Source organism: Corynebacterium sp. HMSC062E11 (assembly GCF_001811845.1).
Lineage (GTDB): Bacteria > Actinomycetota > Actinomycetes > Mycobacteriales > Mycobacteriaceae > Corynebacterium > Corynebacterium hesseae.
The window spans coordinates 44,494-62,603 of sequence record NZ_KV806831.1 but is presented as its reverse complement, the minus strand read 5'-3'; the positions used below and the strand labels follow the sequence as shown (position 1 = coordinate 62,603).

The 18,110-nt window shown below is 62.3% G+C and carries 15 protein-coding genes; all 15 read left to right on the top strand.

Going from position 1 to position 18,110, the window contains the following annotated elements; all coding sequences use genetic code 11:
* The first annotated feature begins 9 nt into the window (after positions 1 to 9).
* Positions 10 to 600, top strand: coding sequence for a bifunctional pyr operon transcriptional regulator/uracil phosphoribosyltransferase PyrR (pyrR, locus tag HMPREF2822_RS10255; protein WP_070524339.1), 591 nt, complete (start codon positions 10 to 12; stop codon positions 598 to 600).
* Positions 601 to 1,572, top strand: a complete 972-nt coding sequence (locus tag HMPREF2822_RS10250) for an aspartate carbamoyltransferase catalytic subunit (RefSeq protein WP_070524337.1) — start codon at positions 601 to 603, stop codon at positions 1,570 to 1,572.
* A 44-nt stretch (positions 1,573 to 1,616) separates the two neighbouring features.
* Positions 1,617 to 2,975 carry a dihydroorotase gene (locus tag HMPREF2822_RS10245; RefSeq protein ID WP_070524335.1) on the top strand — a complete coding sequence of 453 codons (1,359 nt, stop codon included), beginning with the start codon at positions 1,617 to 1,619 and terminating at the stop codon, positions 2,973 to 2,975.
* 103 nt (positions 2,976 to 3,078) lie between these two features.
* On the top strand, positions 3,079 to 4,242 hold the full coding sequence (gene carA / locus HMPREF2822_RS10240) for a glutamine-hydrolyzing carbamoyl-phosphate synthase small subunit (RefSeq protein WP_070524331.1): 1,164 nt from the start codon (positions 3,079 to 3,081) through the stop codon (positions 4,240 to 4,242).
* A gap of 30 nt (positions 4,243 to 4,272) precedes the next feature.
* Positions 4,273 to 7,614, top strand: coding sequence for a carbamoyl-phosphate synthase large subunit (gene carB, locus HMPREF2822_RS10235; protein WP_070524328.1), 3,342 nt, complete (start codon positions 4,273 to 4,275; stop codon positions 7,612 to 7,614).
* Positions 7,598 to 8,446, top strand: coding sequence for an orotidine-5'-phosphate decarboxylase (gene pyrF, locus HMPREF2822_RS10230; protein ID WP_070524326.1), 849 nt, complete (start codon positions 7,598 to 7,600; stop codon positions 8,444 to 8,446). Before carB ends, pyrF begins: the two co-directional genes overlap by 17 nt.
* A gap of 270 nt (positions 8,447 to 8,716) precedes the next feature.
* A complete protein-coding gene (gene mihF / locus HMPREF2822_RS10225; protein ID WP_010186801.1) occupies positions 8,717 to 9,037 on the top strand; it encodes an integration host factor, actinobacterial type in 321 nt (106 codons plus the stop codon).
* Between the two features lie 8 nt (positions 9,038 to 9,045).
* Positions 9,046 to 9,615, top strand: coding sequence for a guanylate kinase (gene gmk / locus HMPREF2822_RS10220; RefSeq protein ID WP_070524324.1), 570 nt, complete (start codon positions 9,046 to 9,048; stop codon positions 9,613 to 9,615).
* A gap of 38 nt (positions 9,616 to 9,653) precedes the next feature.
* Positions 9,654 to 9,956 carry a DNA-directed RNA polymerase subunit omega gene (gene rpoZ, locus HMPREF2822_RS10215; RefSeq protein WP_070524322.1) on the top strand — a complete coding sequence of 101 codons (303 nt, stop codon included), beginning with the start codon at positions 9,654 to 9,656 and terminating at the stop codon, positions 9,954 to 9,956.
* A gap of 214 nt (positions 9,957 to 10,170) precedes the next feature.
* Positions 10,171 to 11,391 (top strand): bifunctional phosphopantothenoylcysteine decarboxylase/phosphopantothenate--cysteine ligase CoaBC, encoded by a 1,221-nt coding sequence (gene coaBC, locus HMPREF2822_RS10210; RefSeq protein ID WP_070524529.1) that lies wholly within the window; start codon positions 10,171 to 10,173, stop codon positions 11,389 to 11,391.
* A gap of 115 nt (positions 11,392 to 11,506) precedes the next feature.
* Complete coding sequence (gene metK, locus HMPREF2822_RS10205) at positions 11,507 to 12,730, top strand: methionine adenosyltransferase (protein WP_070524320.1); 1,224 nt, start codon at positions 11,507 to 11,509, stop codon at positions 12,728 to 12,730.
* 11 nt (positions 12,731 to 12,741) lie between these two features.
* The gene (locus HMPREF2822_RS10200) at positions 12,742 to 14,784 is read left to right on the top strand and encodes a primosomal protein N' (protein WP_070524317.1); all 2,043 of its coding nucleotides are present in this window, start codon (positions 12,742 to 12,744) and stop codon (positions 14,782 to 14,784) included.
* 152 nt (positions 14,785 to 14,936) lie between these two features.
* Positions 14,937 to 15,446 (top strand): peptide deformylase, encoded by a 510-nt coding sequence (gene def, locus HMPREF2822_RS10195; protein ID WP_070524315.1) that lies wholly within the window; start codon positions 14,937 to 14,939, stop codon positions 15,444 to 15,446.
* 88 nt (positions 15,447 to 15,534) lie between these two features.
* Complete coding sequence (fmt, locus tag HMPREF2822_RS10190) at positions 15,535 to 16,533, top strand: methionyl-tRNA formyltransferase (RefSeq protein WP_070524314.1); 999 nt, start codon at positions 15,535 to 15,537, stop codon at positions 16,531 to 16,533.
* A complete protein-coding gene (locus tag HMPREF2822_RS10185) occupies positions 16,530 to 18,104 on the top strand; it encodes an RsmB/NOP family class I SAM-dependent RNA methyltransferase (protein ID WP_070524312.1) in 1,575 nt (524 codons plus the stop codon). Before fmt ends, HMPREF2822_RS10185 begins: the two co-directional genes overlap by 4 nt.
* Positions 18,105 to 18,110: the final 6 nt, after the last annotated feature.

The window sequence follows — 18,110 nt, the reverse complement described above, 5'->3', positions numbered from 1 at the left end:
GAGGTCACGATGAGTGAAACCGGCACCCACGCGGAGTCCAACGAGCTGCTGAGCTCGAAAGACGTCGCGCGTACTGTCGCACGCATCGCGCACCAGATCATTGAGAAAACGGCGCTTGATTCGAGTGAATCTCCTCGGGTCCTGCTCTTAGGCATTCCCTCTGGTGGCGTGCCTTTAGCGCAGCGCCTTGCCGAAAAGATTGAGGAATTCTCCGGGGTGGAGGTTCCCTGGGGCTCCCTTGACATCACGTTGTATCGCGACGATCTATATGCCCGCCCGCACCGGGCATTGCAGCCCACCACAGTCCCAGCCGGTGGTATCAACGGCGCCACGGTCATCCTTGTTGATGATGTGCTGTATTCCGGCCGCACCATCCGCGCTGCGTTAGATGCCCTGGCAGATATCGGGCGCCCCGACATCATCCAACTTGCCGTCCTCGTGGACCGCGGACACCGCCAGGTGCCTATCCGCGCCGATTACGTGGGCAAGAATATCCCCACTGCGCGCGACGAGGACGTCACCGTCTACAACGCCGACATCGACGGCCGGGATGCCGTCATTCTTACCCGCTTCACTGCACAGCCCGGCAAGGAGGCATAAATGAAGCACCTCATCAATATCGCCGACCACAGCGCCGAGGAAATCCTCGGGCTCATGGATGAGGCCGACCGTTTCCGGGAAGCCTTGGACGGCCGCGAAGTTAAGAAGCTGCCGACTCTGCGCGGGCGAACCGTGTTTACGTTGTTCTATGAGAACTCCACCCGTACTCGCTCTTCCTTTGAAACGGCGGGAAAGTGGATGTCGGCGGATGTCATCAACCTGTCTGCCTCGACGTCCTCGGTGAAGAAGGGCGAGTCCCTCAAGGACACTGGGCTGACGCTGACCTCCATCGGCGCCGATGCCATCATCATCCGCCATCCTTCCTCCGGCGCGGCGCAGCAGCTGGCCGGTTGGGTAGCACCGGGAGGACAGGGACCGAGCGTGATTAACGCCGGCGATGGTGCCCACCAGCACCCCACGCAGGCGCTTCTCGACGCCGTCACGATGCGCCAGCGCCTACACCTTGGTACGGATCGCTCCGCCTCTGGCACCGGCTTCGAGGGCCTGAACGTCACCATCGTCGGTGACTGCCTGCACTCCCGCGTCGTGCGCTCCAACGTGGACCTGCTGTCGACGTTGGGCGCTGAGGTTACGCTTGTCGCTCCGCCGACGCTGCTGCCCTTTGGCGTCGACACCTGGCCGGTGCGCGTCTCCCATGACTTCGACTCCGAGGTGGCCAAGGCTGATGTCGTCATGATGCTGCGCGTCCAAGCAGAGCGTATGAACGGCGGCTTCTTCCCCTCGCACCGCGAGTATGCAGCTCTTTACGGGATGTCCAAGGACCGCGCTGCTGCCATGAAGAAGGACGCCATCATCATGCACCCGGGCCCCATGGTCCGCGGCATGGAAATCAACTACGCGGTGGCTGACTATGACAACACCGCGGTGCTCCAGCAGGTCCACAACGGTGTCCACGTGCGCATGGCCACCCTCTTTACGCTGCTCACCAACGGCGAGAACGCCGGTATCTAAAACGAGTTATCTCATAAATCAACGAGGAGAGCTTTTCAGAAACCATGACTACTTATCCAGACACCGGCGTGCTCTCTGCTCCCGCGGCGGGCACCTTGCTCATCACCAATGTTCGCCCCTATGGGGAAGGGGAACCCACTAACATCCTGATCAAGGATGGCGTCATCGAGGCGATCGGCGCCACCGACATCACCCCAGCGGAAGGCGTCGACCGCACCATCGACGGGGGCGGCAACGTGCTGCTGCCGGGCCTGGTGGACATGCACGTCCACCTGCGTGAGCCAGGCCGCGAGGACACAGAAACCATCGAGACCGGCTCGCGGGCCGCCGCCAAGGGAGGGTTTACTGCCGTGTTCACCATGGCGAATACCTCCCCGGTCACGGACCAGCCGATCATCGCGGAGTCCGTTTGGGCCAAGGGACAGGCGCGCGGTTTGTGCGACGTCCATCCGGTTGGCTCCATCACGAAGGGCTTGGAGGGTAAAACGCTGACCGAGTTCGGCATGATGGCCCGCTCGGATGCCAAGGTGCGCATGTTCTCCGACGACGGCAAGTGTGTCCAAGACCCGCAGCTCATGCGCCGTGCCTTGGAATACGCCAAGGGGCTCGACGTCCTGCTGGCCCAGCACGCGGAGGATCACCGGATGACCGAAGGCGCGAGTGCCCATGAGGGCGAGGTTGCCGCCCGCCTCGGTCTGCGCGGCTGGCCGCGCGTGGCTGAGGAATCGATCGTGGCGCGCGACGCACTGCTCGCGCGTGACTACGGCAACCGCATGCACATCTGCCACGCTTCGACGAAGGGCACAGTCGAGCTGCTCAAGTGGGCCAAGGAACAGGGGATTCCGCTGACTGCTGAGGTGACCCCGCACCACCTTTTGCTGACCGATGACAAGCTGGTGACCTACGACGGCGTCTTCCGCGTCAACCCACCGCTGCGCGAGGAATCCGACACCCTGGCCCTGCGCCAGGCATTGCTCGACGGGCTTATCGACGTCGTGGCAACGGACCACGCCCCGCACGGCAGCGAAGACAAGTGTGTCGAGTTCGAGCACGCCAAGCCGGGCATGTTGGGACTTGAATCCTCCCTGGCGGTCATCGCCAAGCTCTTTGTCGCCACCGGTCTGGCGGATTGGCGCTTCGTTGCTCGCGTCATGTCGGAGCGTCCGGCGGAGATTACCCGCCTGCCCGGCCATGGTCGCCCGATTGCGGTCGGCGAGCCGGCCAACCTCACCATCGTTGATCCGGAACATGAGTGGGTATCAGATTCCACTCGCCTGGCCTCGAAGTCGGAGAACAACCCCTATGAGGGGGAGGAGTTTGGCGCGCGCGTTACCTACACCATCCTGCGCGGCGCGGTGACCTACGACCTCTCTGCTGAAAGTGGTGACGAGGCAGACGAATAATCGGGATAATCGAGAGTCAGAGTTGCTCAACCCGAGTACCCAACGCTCATAGCCAACACAACCAACCCTTCACCGACAAATTCACTGAAAGGTTTAACGCACAGTGACTTCCACTAGCACCACTCCCGCCATCTTGGTCCTCGCCGATGGCCGCACTTTCCGTGGCTTCGGCTTCGGTGCCACGGGCACAACCCTGGGCGAGGCCGTCTTTACTACCGCCATGACTGGCTACCAAGAGACCATGACTGACCCGTCTTATCACCGTCAGATCGTCGTGGCCTCCGCGCCCCAGATTGGTAACACCGGCTGGAACGATGAGGACAGCGAGTCCCACGGCGACCAGATTTGGGTTGCCGGCCTGGTTATCCGTGACCTTGCCCGCCGTGTTTCCAACTGGCGCGCCGCCCGTTCCCTGCCGGAGGAGATGGAGAAGCAGGGAATCATCGGCATCGGCGGAATTGATACCCGTACCCTGGTGCGTCACCTGCGTAACCACGGTTCCATCAAGGCCGGTATCTTCTCCGGCGAGGCAGCTGAGCGGGACGTCGAGGAGCTCATCGCTGAGGTCAAGAATCAGCCATCCATGGCAGGTCTTGACCTGTCCGAAGAAGTCTCGACCGATGAGGTCTACACCTTCCCAGCTGTAGGGGAGAAGCGCTTCACCGTCGTGGCCTATGACATGGGTGTTAAGACCGCAACCCCGAAGAATTTCGCCGAGCGCGGCATCGAGACCATCGTGGTTCCAGCCAACACCCCCTTCGAGAAGATCAAGCAGTACAACCCGGATGGCGTGTTTGTCTCCAACGGTCCGGGCGACCCGGCTACCGCCGATACCATGGTGGGCATCGTGCGCGATATCCTTGCTGCCAAGTACCCCTTCTTTGGCATCTGCTTTGGCAACCAAATCCTCGGCCGCGCGCTGGGTATGGACACCTACAAGCTGAAGTTCGGCCACCGCGGCATCAACGTCCCGGTGCGCAACCAGCTCACCGGCAAGATCGACATCACCTCCCAGAACCACGGCTTCGCCCTGGCCAGCCCTTCGGGCAAGGAGAACCCGGCGGGCGAGGAGTTCGATACTGACTTCGGCCCGGCAGTTGTGTCCCACACCTGCCTCAACGACAACACCATCGAGGGCGTAGCGCTCAAGAACGGCATGGCCTACTCCGTGCAGTACCACCCCGAGTCCGCCGCCGGTCCGCACGATGCTAACCCGCTCTTTGACCAGTTCATCGAGCTCATGACTGAGAAGTCCCCGAACAAGTAGAACGCAACCAGGAAGAGGAAGAAGAAACTAATGCCAAAGCGCAACGACATCAATCACGTCCTGGTTATCGGCTCCGGCCCGATCGTTATTGGCCAGGCCTGTGAGTTCGATTACTCCGGCACCCAGGCCTGCCGCGTGCTCAAGGAGGAAGGCCTGCGCGTCACGCTGGTCAATTCCAACCCGGCAACGATTATGACCGACCCGGAGTTCGCAGACCACACCTACGTGGAACCCATCGAACCCGAGTTCATCGAGAAGATCTTCCAGAAGGAAAAAGAAGAGGGCAATCCTATCGACGCCGTCCTGGCAACCCTCGGTGGCCAGACCGCCCTCAACGCCGCCGTACAGCTGGACCGCCTGGGCATCCTGAAGAAGTACGATATCGAGCTCATCGGTGCCGATATCGACGCCATCGAGCGCGGCGAGGACCGCCAGAAGTTCAAGGACATCGTGGCCTCCATCGGCGGCGAATCCGCGCGCTCCCGCGTGTGCCACACCATGGAAGAGGTCCACGAGACCGTCGCCGAGCTCGGCCTCCCGGTCGTTGTACGCCCATCGTTTACGATGGGCGGTCTGGGCTCTGGTCTGGCCTTCAACGAGGAGGACCTCGACCGTATCGCCGGCGGCGGCCTGGCCGCCTCGCCGGAAGCGAACGTCCTCATCGAGGAGTCCATCCTGGGCTGGAAGGAGTTCGAGCTCGAGCTCATGCGCGATGGTGACGATAACGTCGTGGTCATCGCCTCCATCGAGAACGTCGACGCCCTTGGCGTCCACACCGGTGACTCCGTCACCGTGGCCCCGGCCTTGACCTTGACTGACCGCGAGTACCAGAAGATGCGCGACCAGGGTATCGCCATCATCCGCGAGGTCGGCGTCGACACCGGCGGCTGCAATATCCAGTTCGCTGTAAACCCGGATGACGGCCGCATCATCACCATCGAGATGAATCCGCGTGTGTCCCGCTCTTCGGCGCTGGCCTCCAAGGCCACCGGCTTCCCGATTGCCAAGCTGGCCGCCAAGCTGGCTATCGGCTACACCCTGGACGAGGTGCGCAACGACATCACCGGCGTGACCCCGGCCGCCTTCGAGCCCACGCTGGACTACGTCATCGTCAAGGCCCCTCGCTTTGCCTTCGAGAAGTTCCCGGGCGCCGATGACACCCTGACCACCACGATGAAGTCTGTGGGCGAGGCCATGGGCATTGGCCGCAACTACATCTCCGGCCTCAATAAGGTCATGCGCTCGCTGGAAGGCAAGCCTTCTGGCTTCTGGACCAAGCCGGATGAGTACTTCGCCGGTGAGCGCGCCACCGACCTCGACGCCGTGCTCAAGGATCTAGAGCGCCCGACCGAGGGCCGTATGTACGACATCGAGCTGGCGCTGCGTTTGGGTGCTACCGTTGAGCAGCTCCACGAGCACTCCCACCTGGACCCGTGGTTCTTGGCGGAGCTCGAAGCACTCGTGCAGTTCCGCGAGGAGCTCGAGAACGCCCCAGTGCTCGACGCGCAGTTGTTGCGCCGCGCCAAGGTCTTTGGCCTCTCAGATGCCCAGATTGCCGCGCTTCGTCCGGAGTTCGCCGGTGAGGATGGCGTGCGTTCCCTGCGCTGGTCCCTGGGTATTCGCCCGGTCTACAAGACCGTTGATACCTGTGCGGGCGAGTTCGAGGCTCAAACCCCTTACCACTACAGCACCTACGAGATGGATCCGAACGCGGAATCCGAGGTTCGAGCCAGCTCCGAAAAGACCAAGGGCAAGGTCATCATCTTGGGCTCCGGCCCGAACCGCATCGGTCAAGGCATTGAGTTTGACTACTCCTGCGTGCATGCCGCGCTGGAGCTCTCCCGCGAGGGCTATGAGACGGTCATGGTCAACTGCAACCCGGAGACCGTATCGACGGACTACGACACTGCAGACCGCCTCTACTTCGAGCCCTTGACCTTCGAAGATGTCATGGAGGTCTACCACGCAGAGGCCGCCTGTGGTGAGGTTGCCGGTGTCATCGTCCAGCTGGGCGGGCAGACTCCGTTGGGCTTGGCCGAGCGCCTGACCGCCGCGGGCGTTCCGGTCGTCGGAACCTCTGCCGCCGCCATCGACCTGGCGGAAGACCGCGGCGAGTTCGGTAAGGTGCTTGCCGCTGCCGAGCTTCCAGCACCGGACTTCGGTACCGCCACCTCCTTCGATGAGGCCCGCGAGGTCGCCGCGAGCATCGGCTACCCAGTGCTGGTCCGCCCGTCCTACGTGCTGGGCGGCCGCGGCATGGAGATTGTCTATGACGAAGACTCCCTGCGTGACTACATCGAGCGCGCCACCGAGATCACCTCGGATCACCCGGTGTTGGTGGACCGCTTCCTCGACAACGCCATCGAGATCGACGTCGATGCGCTGTGCGACGGCGAGGAGGTCTACCTCGGCGGAGTCATGGAGCACATCGAGGAGGCGGGTATCCACTCCGGCGACTCCTCTTGCGCCTTGCCGCCGATGACCCTCGGCCCGGAGGATATTGAAAAGGTGCGGGAGTCGACGCGTCGTCTAGCGCACGGTATCGGCGTCAAGGGCCTGATGAATGTCCAGTACGCGCTTAAGGACGACACCCTCTACGTCATTGAGGCCAACCCGCGCGCGTCTCGCACGGTGCCGTTCGTGTCCAAGGCCACCGGTGTACCGATGGCTAAGGCCGCAGCGCGCGTCATGCTCGGCGCGTCCATCGCGCAGCTCAAGGATGAGGGAATCATCCCGTCCACCTATGACGGCGGCTCCCTGCCCATTGAGCACCCGATTGCGGTTAAGGAAGCCGTGCTGCCGTTCAACCGCTTCCGCCGCCCGGACGGTCAGCTGCTTGACACGCTGCTCTCTCCGGAGATGAAGTCCACCGGTGAGGTCATGGGCTTGGCCGACAACTTCGGCGCAGCCTATGCCAAAGGTGAGATGGCCGCCTTCGGCGAGCTGCCGACGGAGGGCACGGTCTTCGTGTCCGTGGCCAACCGCGACAAGCGCACGCTGATCTTCCCGATTCAGCGCCTGGCCTACATGGGCTACACCATCGTCGCCACGGCAGGCACCGCGCAGATGCTGCGTCGCAATGGCGTGGAGTGCGAGGTGGCAGTCAAGGTCTCCGAGGCTGAGGAGGGACAAGAGTCCATCGTCGACGCCATCCTGGCAGGCAAGGTCGACCTCATCCTCAACACCCCGGCCGGTTCCGCCGGTGCACGCCACGACGGCTATGACATTCGCGCCGCGGCAGTATCCGTCGGGGTTCCGCTGGTGACGACCGTCCAGGGCGTTACCGCGGCGGTGCAGGGCATCGAGGCGCTGCGCCAGGGCGATCTTAAGGTACGCGCGCTGCAGGAGCTCAAGCATGACCCAGTCAACTAATGCTGCACCTACCTTTGGCGATCGCCTTGTCGCCGCGGGTAGGCAACGAGGGCGTCTGTGCGTAGGTATTGACCCACACCCACACCTCCTGGAGGCGTGGGGCCTGTCAGTCGATGTCGACGGACTGCGCACCTTCAGTATGCGTTGCGTAGAGGCATTCGCCGATACGGCAGCTGTAGTCAAACCGCAAGTGGCGTTCTTTGAGCGCTGTGGTTCGCGCGGTTTCGCCGTCCTCGAAGAGGTCCTGGCGGCGCTGCGCGAGCAAGGCTGCCTGAGTCTGGCCGATGCTAAACGCGGCGATATCGGCTCCACCATGGCGGGTTATGCCGAGGCCTGGCTGGGGGAGGACTCGCCGTTGCGCGCGGACGCGGTGACGGTATCGCCTTACCTCGGTGTGGGAGCGTTGAGTCCTGTCTTCGATATTGCGGAAAAGACCCGTGCTGGTGTCTTCGTCCTTGCGGCGACCTCCAACCCGGAGGCCGTAGCGTTGCAATCGCTGAGCGTCGATGGCCGCAGCGTCGCGCAGCGCGTCGTTGATGAACTCGGACAGCGCAATGTCGCGGCAATGGCCACGGATGACGCTGTGGGAGCGCTCGGAGTGGTTGTCGGTGCGACACTCGACGCGCCGCCGGTATTAGACCTTTTACATGGTCCGGTTCTTCTTCCGGGCGTGGGCGCGCAGGGCGCGACTCCAGCTGATGTTAGGCAACTCACCTCCGCGGCACCCGAGCTGGGCTTTGCCAACGTCTCTCGAGCCATCCTTTCGGCAGGTCCAGACGTTGCTGACCTGCGCAAAGCCGTAATTGATACGGCTGCTGAATTCCGAGACTAAAGAGCTCGGTCTCAAACGGCGCGCTGGATTAACAGGCGCGCCGTTTACCTGGTATTTTGTTTAAGGCATGTGCGTTGACGTGCAGGAACCTTTAGTAGAAAGGGGCCGGGTTACGTCATCGCGTACAGACCAGTGCTAGGATTGCCAGAAGTCGGTTCGCGGCGGTAGCAAAAGCTACCCCGCGCTGGGGAAATCTTCCCACCGTGAGCCGAGATTCTGGTGTTAGCCATCAGATGACAATGTTCGTACTAATGAAATCGGAGGAAACCCGTGGCCCTTCCCAAGTTGACAGATGAGCAGCGCAAAGAAGCTCTCGCAAAGGCCGCTGAGGCTCGCAAGGCTCGCGCTGAGCTCAAGGCTGCGCTGAAGCGCGGCGAGACCAACCTGCAGGAAGTTCTGGAGAAGGCCGAGACCGATGAGATCATCGGTAAGACCAAGGTCTCCGCGCTTCTCGAGGCTCTGCCGAAGGTTGGCAAGGTCAAGGCTAAGGAAATCATGGAGGACCTGGAGATTGCTCAGACCCGCCGCCTGCGTGGCCTGGGTGACCGTCAGCGCCGCGCCCTGCTCGAGCGTTTCGGCTACGGCGAGTAATTAGCGCAATGGCTGACGAAACTGCACGCGGGCGCCTGGTCGTTCTGGCCGGGCCGTCCGCTGTGGGTAAGTCCACTGTGGTTTCGCGCCTGCGCGATGATGTAGACAACCTTTACTTCAGCGTCTCGATGACGACGCGCCAACCCCGCCCCGGCGAGTCTGATGGGGTGGACTACTTCTTTGTCTCCCCGGAGGCTTTCCAGGAACACATAGACGCCGGAGACATGCTCGAATGGGCAGAGATCCACGGTGGTTTGCAGCGTTCTGGTACGCCGGCTCAACCCGTTAGGGAAGCGATGTTGGCTGGTCGCCCAGTGTTGGTGGAGGTTGATCTTGCAGGCGCCCGCAACGTGAAGGCGGCGATGCCGGAGGCGGAAACCGTGTTTCTGGCCCCACCGTCCTGGGAGGTTTTGGTGGAGCGCCTGACTGGGCGCGGTACCGAGCCACAGGATGTGATTGACCGCCGTTTGCACACCGCAGAAACGGAACTTGCCGCGCAAAAAGAGTTCGACCACATCGTTGTCAATGACAATCTCGATGAGGCCGTTGCTGCAATTAGTGCTATCCTGCGTGGATAGACCACGATTTTGACCATCTACCAACAGTAAAGGTGCATGTGACCAACGTGACCACACCTGCCAATTCTGAGGCCGCAAAGCCGGAGCCAGTATTCGATCCGCCGACGGGTATCACTGACCCGCCTATCGATGAGCTGCTGGGCAAGGTCTCGTCTAAGTACGCCCTGGTGATCTTCGCCGCTAAGCGCGCACGTCAGATCAACAGCTACTACAAGGAACAGGACGAAGGCGTCTTCGAGTTCGTCGGACCGCTGGTGACCCCGGAGCCGGGCGAGAAGCCGCTGTCCATCGCACTGCGCGAGATCGACGCCGGCCTGCTGGACCACGAGGAAGGCAACTAGCCTTCGCCCCGTGAAGGCAGCAGCCTAGCGCGTATTCCGAAATAGACCCACCCTAGTGTCGCTTGAGGCGCTTGGGTGGGTTTGTTGTGTCTTGGGTACTATCGTCCGAGTGAAGGATGTACAGCAAACCCCAGATAGTCCAGAGAGCAGCACTGCCTCGGCTCCCGCAGAGGCGGCTTCACCGGGTGCAGGCGGAACCACGCAGCCGCGTCGCATCCTTGTCGGTGTGGCTGGCGGAATCGCCGCCTATAAAGCGTGTCATCTGATTCGGGACTTCACGGAGCACGGCGATGATGTCCGCGTGATTCCTACAGAAGCCGCGTTAAATTTCGTCGGTGCAGCCACCTTCGAGGCCCTGTCAGGGCATCCGGTCTCGACTACCGTTTTCGATGCTGTTGATGAGGTGCAGCATGTCGCGCTGGGGCAGCAGGCCGATGCCGTCGTCATCGCCCCAGCTACCGCTGACTTGATCGCTCGGCTGGCTTGTGGCCGCGCCGATGATCTGCTGAGCGCCTCTGTGCTGGTTGCTACGTGTCCTGTCATCATTGCCCCAGCTATGCACACGGAGATGTGGCTCAATCCCGCGACGCAAGACAACGTGGCGACATTGCGTCGTCGCGGCGTTATCGTGATGGGACCGGCCCATGGGCGGCTCACCGGCGTTGATTCCGGCGCAGGCCGCTTGCCGGAACCGGGGCAGATAGCGGAGTTTGCCCGCACGATTATGGCTGGCCACCGCGTAGATCATGATTGGCACGGGCTAAAGGTCGTGATTTCTGCCGGGGGAACGCAGGAGAACCTAGATCCGGTGCGGTATCTGGGCAATCGTTCCTCTGGTCGCCAGGGCTTTGCCTTGGGAGAAGTAGCCGCGCAGCGCGGTGCAGATGTAACTATCGTTGCCGGCAATACTGACGCGCTTCCGATTCCATCAGGCGCCTCCGTTGTGCGGGTGACTTCCACTCGCGATATGCACAAGGCAATGAACGCTGAAGCAGCGGATGCGGATATCGTCATCATGGCTGCAGCTGTTTCAGACTATCGGCCGGCTTCCGTCGCGGACTCCAAGATGAAGAAGGGGGCCGCTGACGAGGACTTAGCTCATCTCGAGTTGGTGGAGAACCCAGATATCCTCAAGGGGTTGGTGGAACGCCGCGAGAATGGGGACTTGAAGCGCGATGCCATCATCGTCGGTTTTGCAGCGGAGACCGGGGATGCACACACGAGCGTGCTCGAGTACGCCCAGCAAAAATTCGTGAAGAAGGGGTGCGATGTACTCATGGCCAACGAGGTTGGGGAGGGCAAGGTCTTCGGACAGCCAACGAGTGCAGGGTGGATCCTTCGGAAGGGTGCTGATCCGGTGGAGGTTGAACCGGGATCGAAGCAGGTTGTAGCCGCCCAGATACTTAACGTGGTGAATGAAATTCTGGAAAGGTAGCGCTCGTTCTTGCAGCTGTAGACCGCTTGGTCTACGATGGGGCGGTGTTATTAGCCGGGACGTGGGATAGGCGCTGCCTTGCCCACGGCGCGCAGAACTAGTTTAAGGAAGATTTGTGACTGAAACAGCTGTTCAGGCGGTACGTCTTTTTACCAGCGAATCCGTGACAGAAGGTCACCCGGATAAGATTTGTGACGCTATCTCGGACGCCATTCTTGACGCCCTTCTTAAGGAAGACCCAAACGCACACGTCGCCGTGGAGACTCTTGTCACCACGGGCCAAGTTCACGTCGTGGGTGAGGTGCGCACCTCCGGGTATGTGGAGATCCCGCAGATTGTACGCAAGACCCTCGTGGAGATCGGGTTTACTTCCTCCGACGTGGGATTTGACGGCCACACCTGCGGAGTCAACGTAGCGATTGGTGAGCAATCCCAAGAGATTGGCGCCGGAGTGGACGCCTCAACCGAGGTTCGCTCGGGCCAGTTTGAGGACGACGATCAATATGGCGCTGGCGACCAGGGCCTCATGTTCGGCTACGCAACGAATGAGACTCCAGAATTCATGCCGCTGCCGATCTCTACGGCACACCACCTTTCGCGTCGCCTCACCCAGGTCCGCAAGGAAGGCATCGTTCCTTCCCTGCGCCCAGATGGCAAGACCCAGGTCACCTTTGCATATGACGAGAACGATGTGCCGACTCGCTTAGAGACGATTGTCATCTCCACCCAGCATGATCCGGAGGTGACCCAGGACTGGCTCGCGGAACAGCTTCGTACCCATGTAGTCGAGTGGGTCGTCAACGATGCGGACCTGAGCAAGTACTACACCGACGACACCGAGCTACTCATCAACCCCTCTGGTTCCTTCATTCTTGGCGGGCCAATGGGTGATGCAGGCCTGACTGGGCGCAAGATCATCGTCGATACCTACGGCGGCATGGCCCGCCACGGTGGCGGTGCCTTCTCCGGCAAGGACCCGAGCAAGGTGGACCGCTCAGCCGCCTACGCTATGCGTTGGGTAGCTAAGAACATCGTGTCCGCCGGTCTGGCCGACCGCGCCGAAGTGCAGGTTGCATACGCTATTGGTCGCGCGAAGCCGGTTGGTCTCTATGTCGAGACCTTCGGCACTGCTCAAGCCGGTTTGAGCGATGCCGACATTCAGGCTGCGGTGGACAAGGTTTTTGATCTGCGCCCCGCCGCCATTATCCGCGAGCTCAACCTGCAGCGCCCGATCTACCGTCAAACCGCGGCCTACGGTCACTTTGGCCGCACCGATGTTGACCTTCCGTGGGAGGACACCTCGCGGGCTGTCGACTTGCGCCGCGCCGCCGGCCTGTAGAATCGGGCGCTATGCCCAAGAAGACACCCGCCGCCCAGCAACCGGTCGCGCGGGTGTTGCCTTTGTTGGGGGTAGCGCACCTGGACCGCGAATTCGACTACCTCATCGATGAATCGGATTCGCAGGCCGCCCAGCCAGGCGTACGCGTGCGCATTCGCTTCAATGGCCGGCTGGTCGACGCCATCCTGCTCTCCCGCGCCAGCGATTCCGGCTTCGCTGGATCGCTTCGCTATATCGATCGCGTGATTTCCCCCTTTGCGGTGTACTCGCCGGAAATGTCGGCGCTCATCGAATCCCTTGCAGCCCGTTATGGCGGCGTGCGCTCCGATATCATCCGCGCCGCCATCCCGGCGCGGCATGCCAAGGCTGAGGAAGCGGATGTCGATACACCGTGGGAAGAATTAGGTACAGCGGAGCACCCGGATCTCTCTGCGTGGTCCGGGTACCAGCATGGCGAGTCCTTCGTGGACTCGGTGCTGTCGGGCCATATTGCGCGTGCAGCATGGCAGATAGCGCCGGGGGAGGATTGGGCAAGCGCGCTGGCAGCGCTGGGCACCAGTGTGGCGCTCCAAGGCGGCGGCGTGCTCATGGTCGTACCGGACCAGAAGGACCTGGATCAGCTCGAGGAGGCCTTTCGCCGCCACGTCTCTGCCAAACAAATCACGGTGCTCGCGCACAGCACCGGCCCCCAGGCACGCTATCGCCGCTATCTATCGGCGTTGACGGGTCAAGCCCGAATCGTCATCGGGACGCGCTCCGCCGCCTTCGCCCCGGTCAAGGGCCTCCAATTGGCCGTCTTGCTCAACGATGGCGACGATAGCTTGGTTGACAACCTCAAGCCCTATGTTCACTCCAGGGAAGTGCTGAGCACACGCTCCGCGCAGGAAGGTTGCAGCCTTATCCTCGCCGGCCACGCCCGCACCGCGGAGGCCCAACTACTCGTTGAATCGGGGTGGGCCCACGATCTTCTACCCGCCGCGAACACACTGGAAGATAGGCGCCCCGAAATCGTTGCGGTGGGTGCGTATGGCGTCAACGTGGCCCGCCATATGCGGGGAGGCACGACGTCGGTAAGCGGCCCCGCCTTCCAAGCCACGCGCGCAGCCCTCGACCGGGGCGAGCCCGTCCTTGTTCAAGTCCCGCGCAAGGGCTATGCCCCAATCCTCGCCTGTGGGCAGTGTGCATCTCCTGCACGGTGTCGTCATTGCAACGGTCCCTTAGGTCTGCCTTGCGCTCGCGGCTCGAAGCACGAGTCGACCGATTCTGCGGCGCTGCCCACGTGTCGGTGGTGCGGGCGCGTTGACGCGCATTACCGCTGTTCGGAGTGCGGCTCACCGCGGTTGCGCGCCATCGTGTTGGGCTCCGAGCGCACCGCAGAAGAGATGGGCCGGGCCTTTCCCAATACACGCGTGATTCAATCCGGTGGATCCACCGTCGTAGATGAAATCCCAGACGCGCCCGCGCTCGTCATCGCGACACCCGGCGCGGAGCCGCGCGTAGCGAAAGGCGGGATGTACGGGGCTGCGCTCCTTGTGGAAACCGGGGCGTTGCTCGGCCGCCAGGATCTGCGCGCCACGGAGGACACATTGGCCACATGGGCCGCGGCGGCCACCCTCGTTGCGCCAGCCAAGGAGGGTGGTGTCGTTATCGTCGCCGCTGATGAACAGCTGCCGCTTGTGGATTTCTTTAGCCGGTGGGACATGGTGGGCGCCGCGGCGGCCGAGTTGCAGGCGCGCCGCGAGGTTCGCTTTCCGCCCGCGGTGCATATGGCGGCGATCGACGGGGCGGACGCCTCCCTCGATGCCTTCCTGGAGCTAGCGGAACTGCCGGAGCATGCGGAGCTTCTCGGGCCCGTACCGTTGCCGCCTGGCGTGAGCTTGCCGGGTGAATACGATCATGAGCGCGGCGGCGAACCACAGCGTCTGCTAATTCGAACCCCGCTGGGCCCGAGGTCCCTGCTGGGCCAGGCCTTGCGCACAGCCAATTCCTTGCGCAGCGCTCGCAAGGATGTTTTGCCTCTGCGTATCGCCGTGGATCCGATAAACATCGGTTAACGCTGCGCTCCTTTCCACCCCTGTCGAGCGCCTCCCGCGGAAGGTGAACTATTCTCGGTGCAGGAGCGCGGAGGGCCCTGGGCAGGCAAGGAATGCCAAGGCCGACAACCCCCGCACGACGTGCCACACCGTCAACCACGAGGAGTACCACTATGACCGTGCGAGAGGTTCGTCTCTACGGCGACCCGGTCCTCACCACCAGAGCTGAGGAAATCACCGAGTTCGGGCCATCATTGGAACGCTTGGCTCAGGACATGCTGGAGACAATGGAAGCCGCAGGGGGAGTAGGTTTAGCGGCCAACCAGATCGGTGTGACCAAGCGCATCTTTGTCTTCGATTGCTCGCATTATCAGCATGGTTTGCGCGGTGCCGTCATTAACCCGGTATGGGAAGCGGTGGGCCAGGACATGCAGTTGGGGACCGAAGGTTGCTTGTCCATCCCCGGCATTTCTCAGCCCACTGAACGCTTTTCTACCGTACTTCTGCGCGGATTCGACCCACACGGCCGCCCGATTTCCATGCTTGCCTCTGGGCTGATGGCGCGTTGTATCCAACACGAGACGGACCACTTGGATGGGATCTTGTTCTTGCAGCGTCTGAGCGATGAGCTTCGGAAGGACTCTATGAAAACCATCCGCCAATCGGAGTGGTTCAACGCATAGCCGTAGCCCTGCTTAATCAGCAGTACAGCAGATTCATTTTTGAACATTAGATTTAGAAACTCTCACACGAGAAAGGCATGCTCTAGCAGTGCGTATTGTTTTTGCCGGAACCCCGGAGCCCGCAGTTGTGGCTTTGGAGAAGCTCATTGACTCACCCCATGAGGTGGCCGCCGTCATTACTCGGCCTGATGCCCGCCGGGGCCGTGGCCGCACCGTTCATCCAAGTCCGGTGAAGGCACTGGCGGAAAAACACGGTATCGAGGTGCTCACGCCGACCACACTTAAGCCTGGCACCGAGGACGGTGATGCCCTGCGTGCACGACTAGCAGACATTGCTCCCGAGGCTATCCCCGTGGTTGCCTACGGAAACCTGATCACCGAGGACTTGCTGAGCCTTCCGACGCACGGTTGGGTGAACCTTCACTTCTCCCTGCTCCCGGCGTGGCGTGGCGCGGCACCGGTGCAAGCAGCCATTGCGGCTGGGGATTCTCGCACTGGTGCTACGACCTTCCGCATCGACCAAGGCCTGGACACTGGGGACATCCTCGCCACGATCGACGAGGACATCCAAGACACCGATACCGCGGATGACCTATTGACGCGGCTGGCCTATGCCGGTGGCGAGCTCCTCGTGCGGACCATGGATGGGTTGGAAGACGGCAGCATCGCGCCGCAGCCGCAGGTAGGTGAAGCCTCTTATGCGCACAAGATCTCTACCGACGATGCCCGCATCGACTGGACTGCGCCCGCCGAGGCCGTTGATCGCCACATTCGCGCGCATACCCCGGGGCCGGGTGCTTGGACCCTGCTGGGGCAGTCACGCTTAAAGCTCGGTCCAGTAGAACCTGTGCCACCCACAGAACTTGAGGACCTTACTGAACATTCCGCGCTTTCCGCATTGCAACCGGGTGAAGTTCACGTGTCCAAGAAGGAAGTGATGGTCGGTACTGGCAGCTCCCCGGTTCGTTTGGGAAAGATTCAACCGCCAGGCAAGAAGATGATGAATGCCGCCGACTGGGGCCGCGGGCTTGCGCACCAGTCTTCGCAGTCAGTAGAAGGCGGCGAGGATGAGGTGAAGTTCTCATGAGCGGAGGTTTTAGATCCCGCAGCAAGTCAGGCGATCCTGCAGACCGCGCGCCGCGTGGGAAGCAGCAACGCGGCGGTGCGAAACGCACTGCCAAGGGCAACAGGGAGCGTCGCGGCGGTCAGCGTCACGATACACGGCGCCCAGCGCCGTCGACCTCGGTGGTTTCTGCCGCGCAGCGCTGCGGGGTGGATCGTCCACGCGCGGTGGCTTTCGAAGTATTGCAACGCGTGGATGCAGACGATGCCTTTGCCAACCTCACGCTGCCGAAAGCCGTACGTGCCAATAGCCTCAGTGGCCGCGATGCTGCCTTCGCCACCGAGTTAACCTATGGCACGCTGCGGACCGAGGGCGTGCTCGATGCCGTCATCGCCGAGTGCTCCTCTCGTGGCCTCGACGCTATCGCCCCCGACGTGCTCACCGCCCTGCGAATGGGAACCTACCAGGTGCTCTATACCCGCGTTGAGGCACACGCGGCGGTCGATACTACCGTGCGCCTCGTGGAGGCAGTTGGTCAGGACAAGGCTAAAGGTTTTGCCAACGGCATCATGCGCACCATCACCCGTACGCCGGCGCAAGCGTGGTTGGATCAGCTTGCTCCCCAAGGTCAGGTGGCTGCTTTGGCCTTCCGCCATGCCCATCCGGAGTGGATTGCCCGCTCCTTCGGCCGTGCCTTGGGTGTGTTGGAACCCGATGGCACTGGTGCGCTCAGCGCCGACCAGTCGCGTGAGCTGGAGCTCGCACTCGAGGCGGACTCCCAACGCCCCGTTGTGCACTTGGTAGCGCGCCCCGGTGAGATCTCCGCCGAAGAACTCGCCCTGATCACCGGTTGCGAGGAAGGCCGCTATTCTCCCTATGCGGTCTACCTTGAGCACGGGGATCCTGGTTCGCTAGAGCCGGTTCGCCAACGGCTAGCGGCGGTCCAGGACGAAGGTTCGCAGCTCATTGCCCGCGCGGTAACGGAAGCCGAGCTCAGTGGTGAAGACACTGGACGCTGGCTGGATCTGTGCGCCGGACCTGGTGGCAAGGCCGCCCTTATGGGGGCCATCGCCCGAATTGAGGGCGCGACAGTCGATGCCGTTGAAGTCTCCCCGCATCGCGCCACCTTGGTGGAAAAGACGGTGGGGGACCTGCCTGTGCGCGTGCACCAAGCGGACGGCCGAGCACCAGGACTGAAACCAGGCTTCGACCGCGTGCTGGTCGACGCCCCCTGCTCCGGCCTAGGCGCGCTCCGCCGGCGCCCGGAAGCTCGCTGGCGCAAAGCCGAATCGGATATTGCGGAGCTTAACCAGCTGCAAACCGAGCTCCTGGAATCCGCGTTGGAGCTGGTGCGCCCAGGTGGCGTCGTGGTGTACTCGACTTGCTCGCCGGATCTGCGTGAGACCAGGGGCATCGTGGATGCCGCCGTGCAACGGCACGCAGAGGGATCAGCGATTCACATCGAAGAACTGGATGCGCGCGACGTGCTGCCGGAGATGGGGGACCTTGGCGCCGAGCTGTCCGCGCAGATGTGGCCGCACCGCCATGGTGCCGATGCGATGTTTTTCGCGGTCTTGCGCCGAGTAGCGGACTGAGGCTGC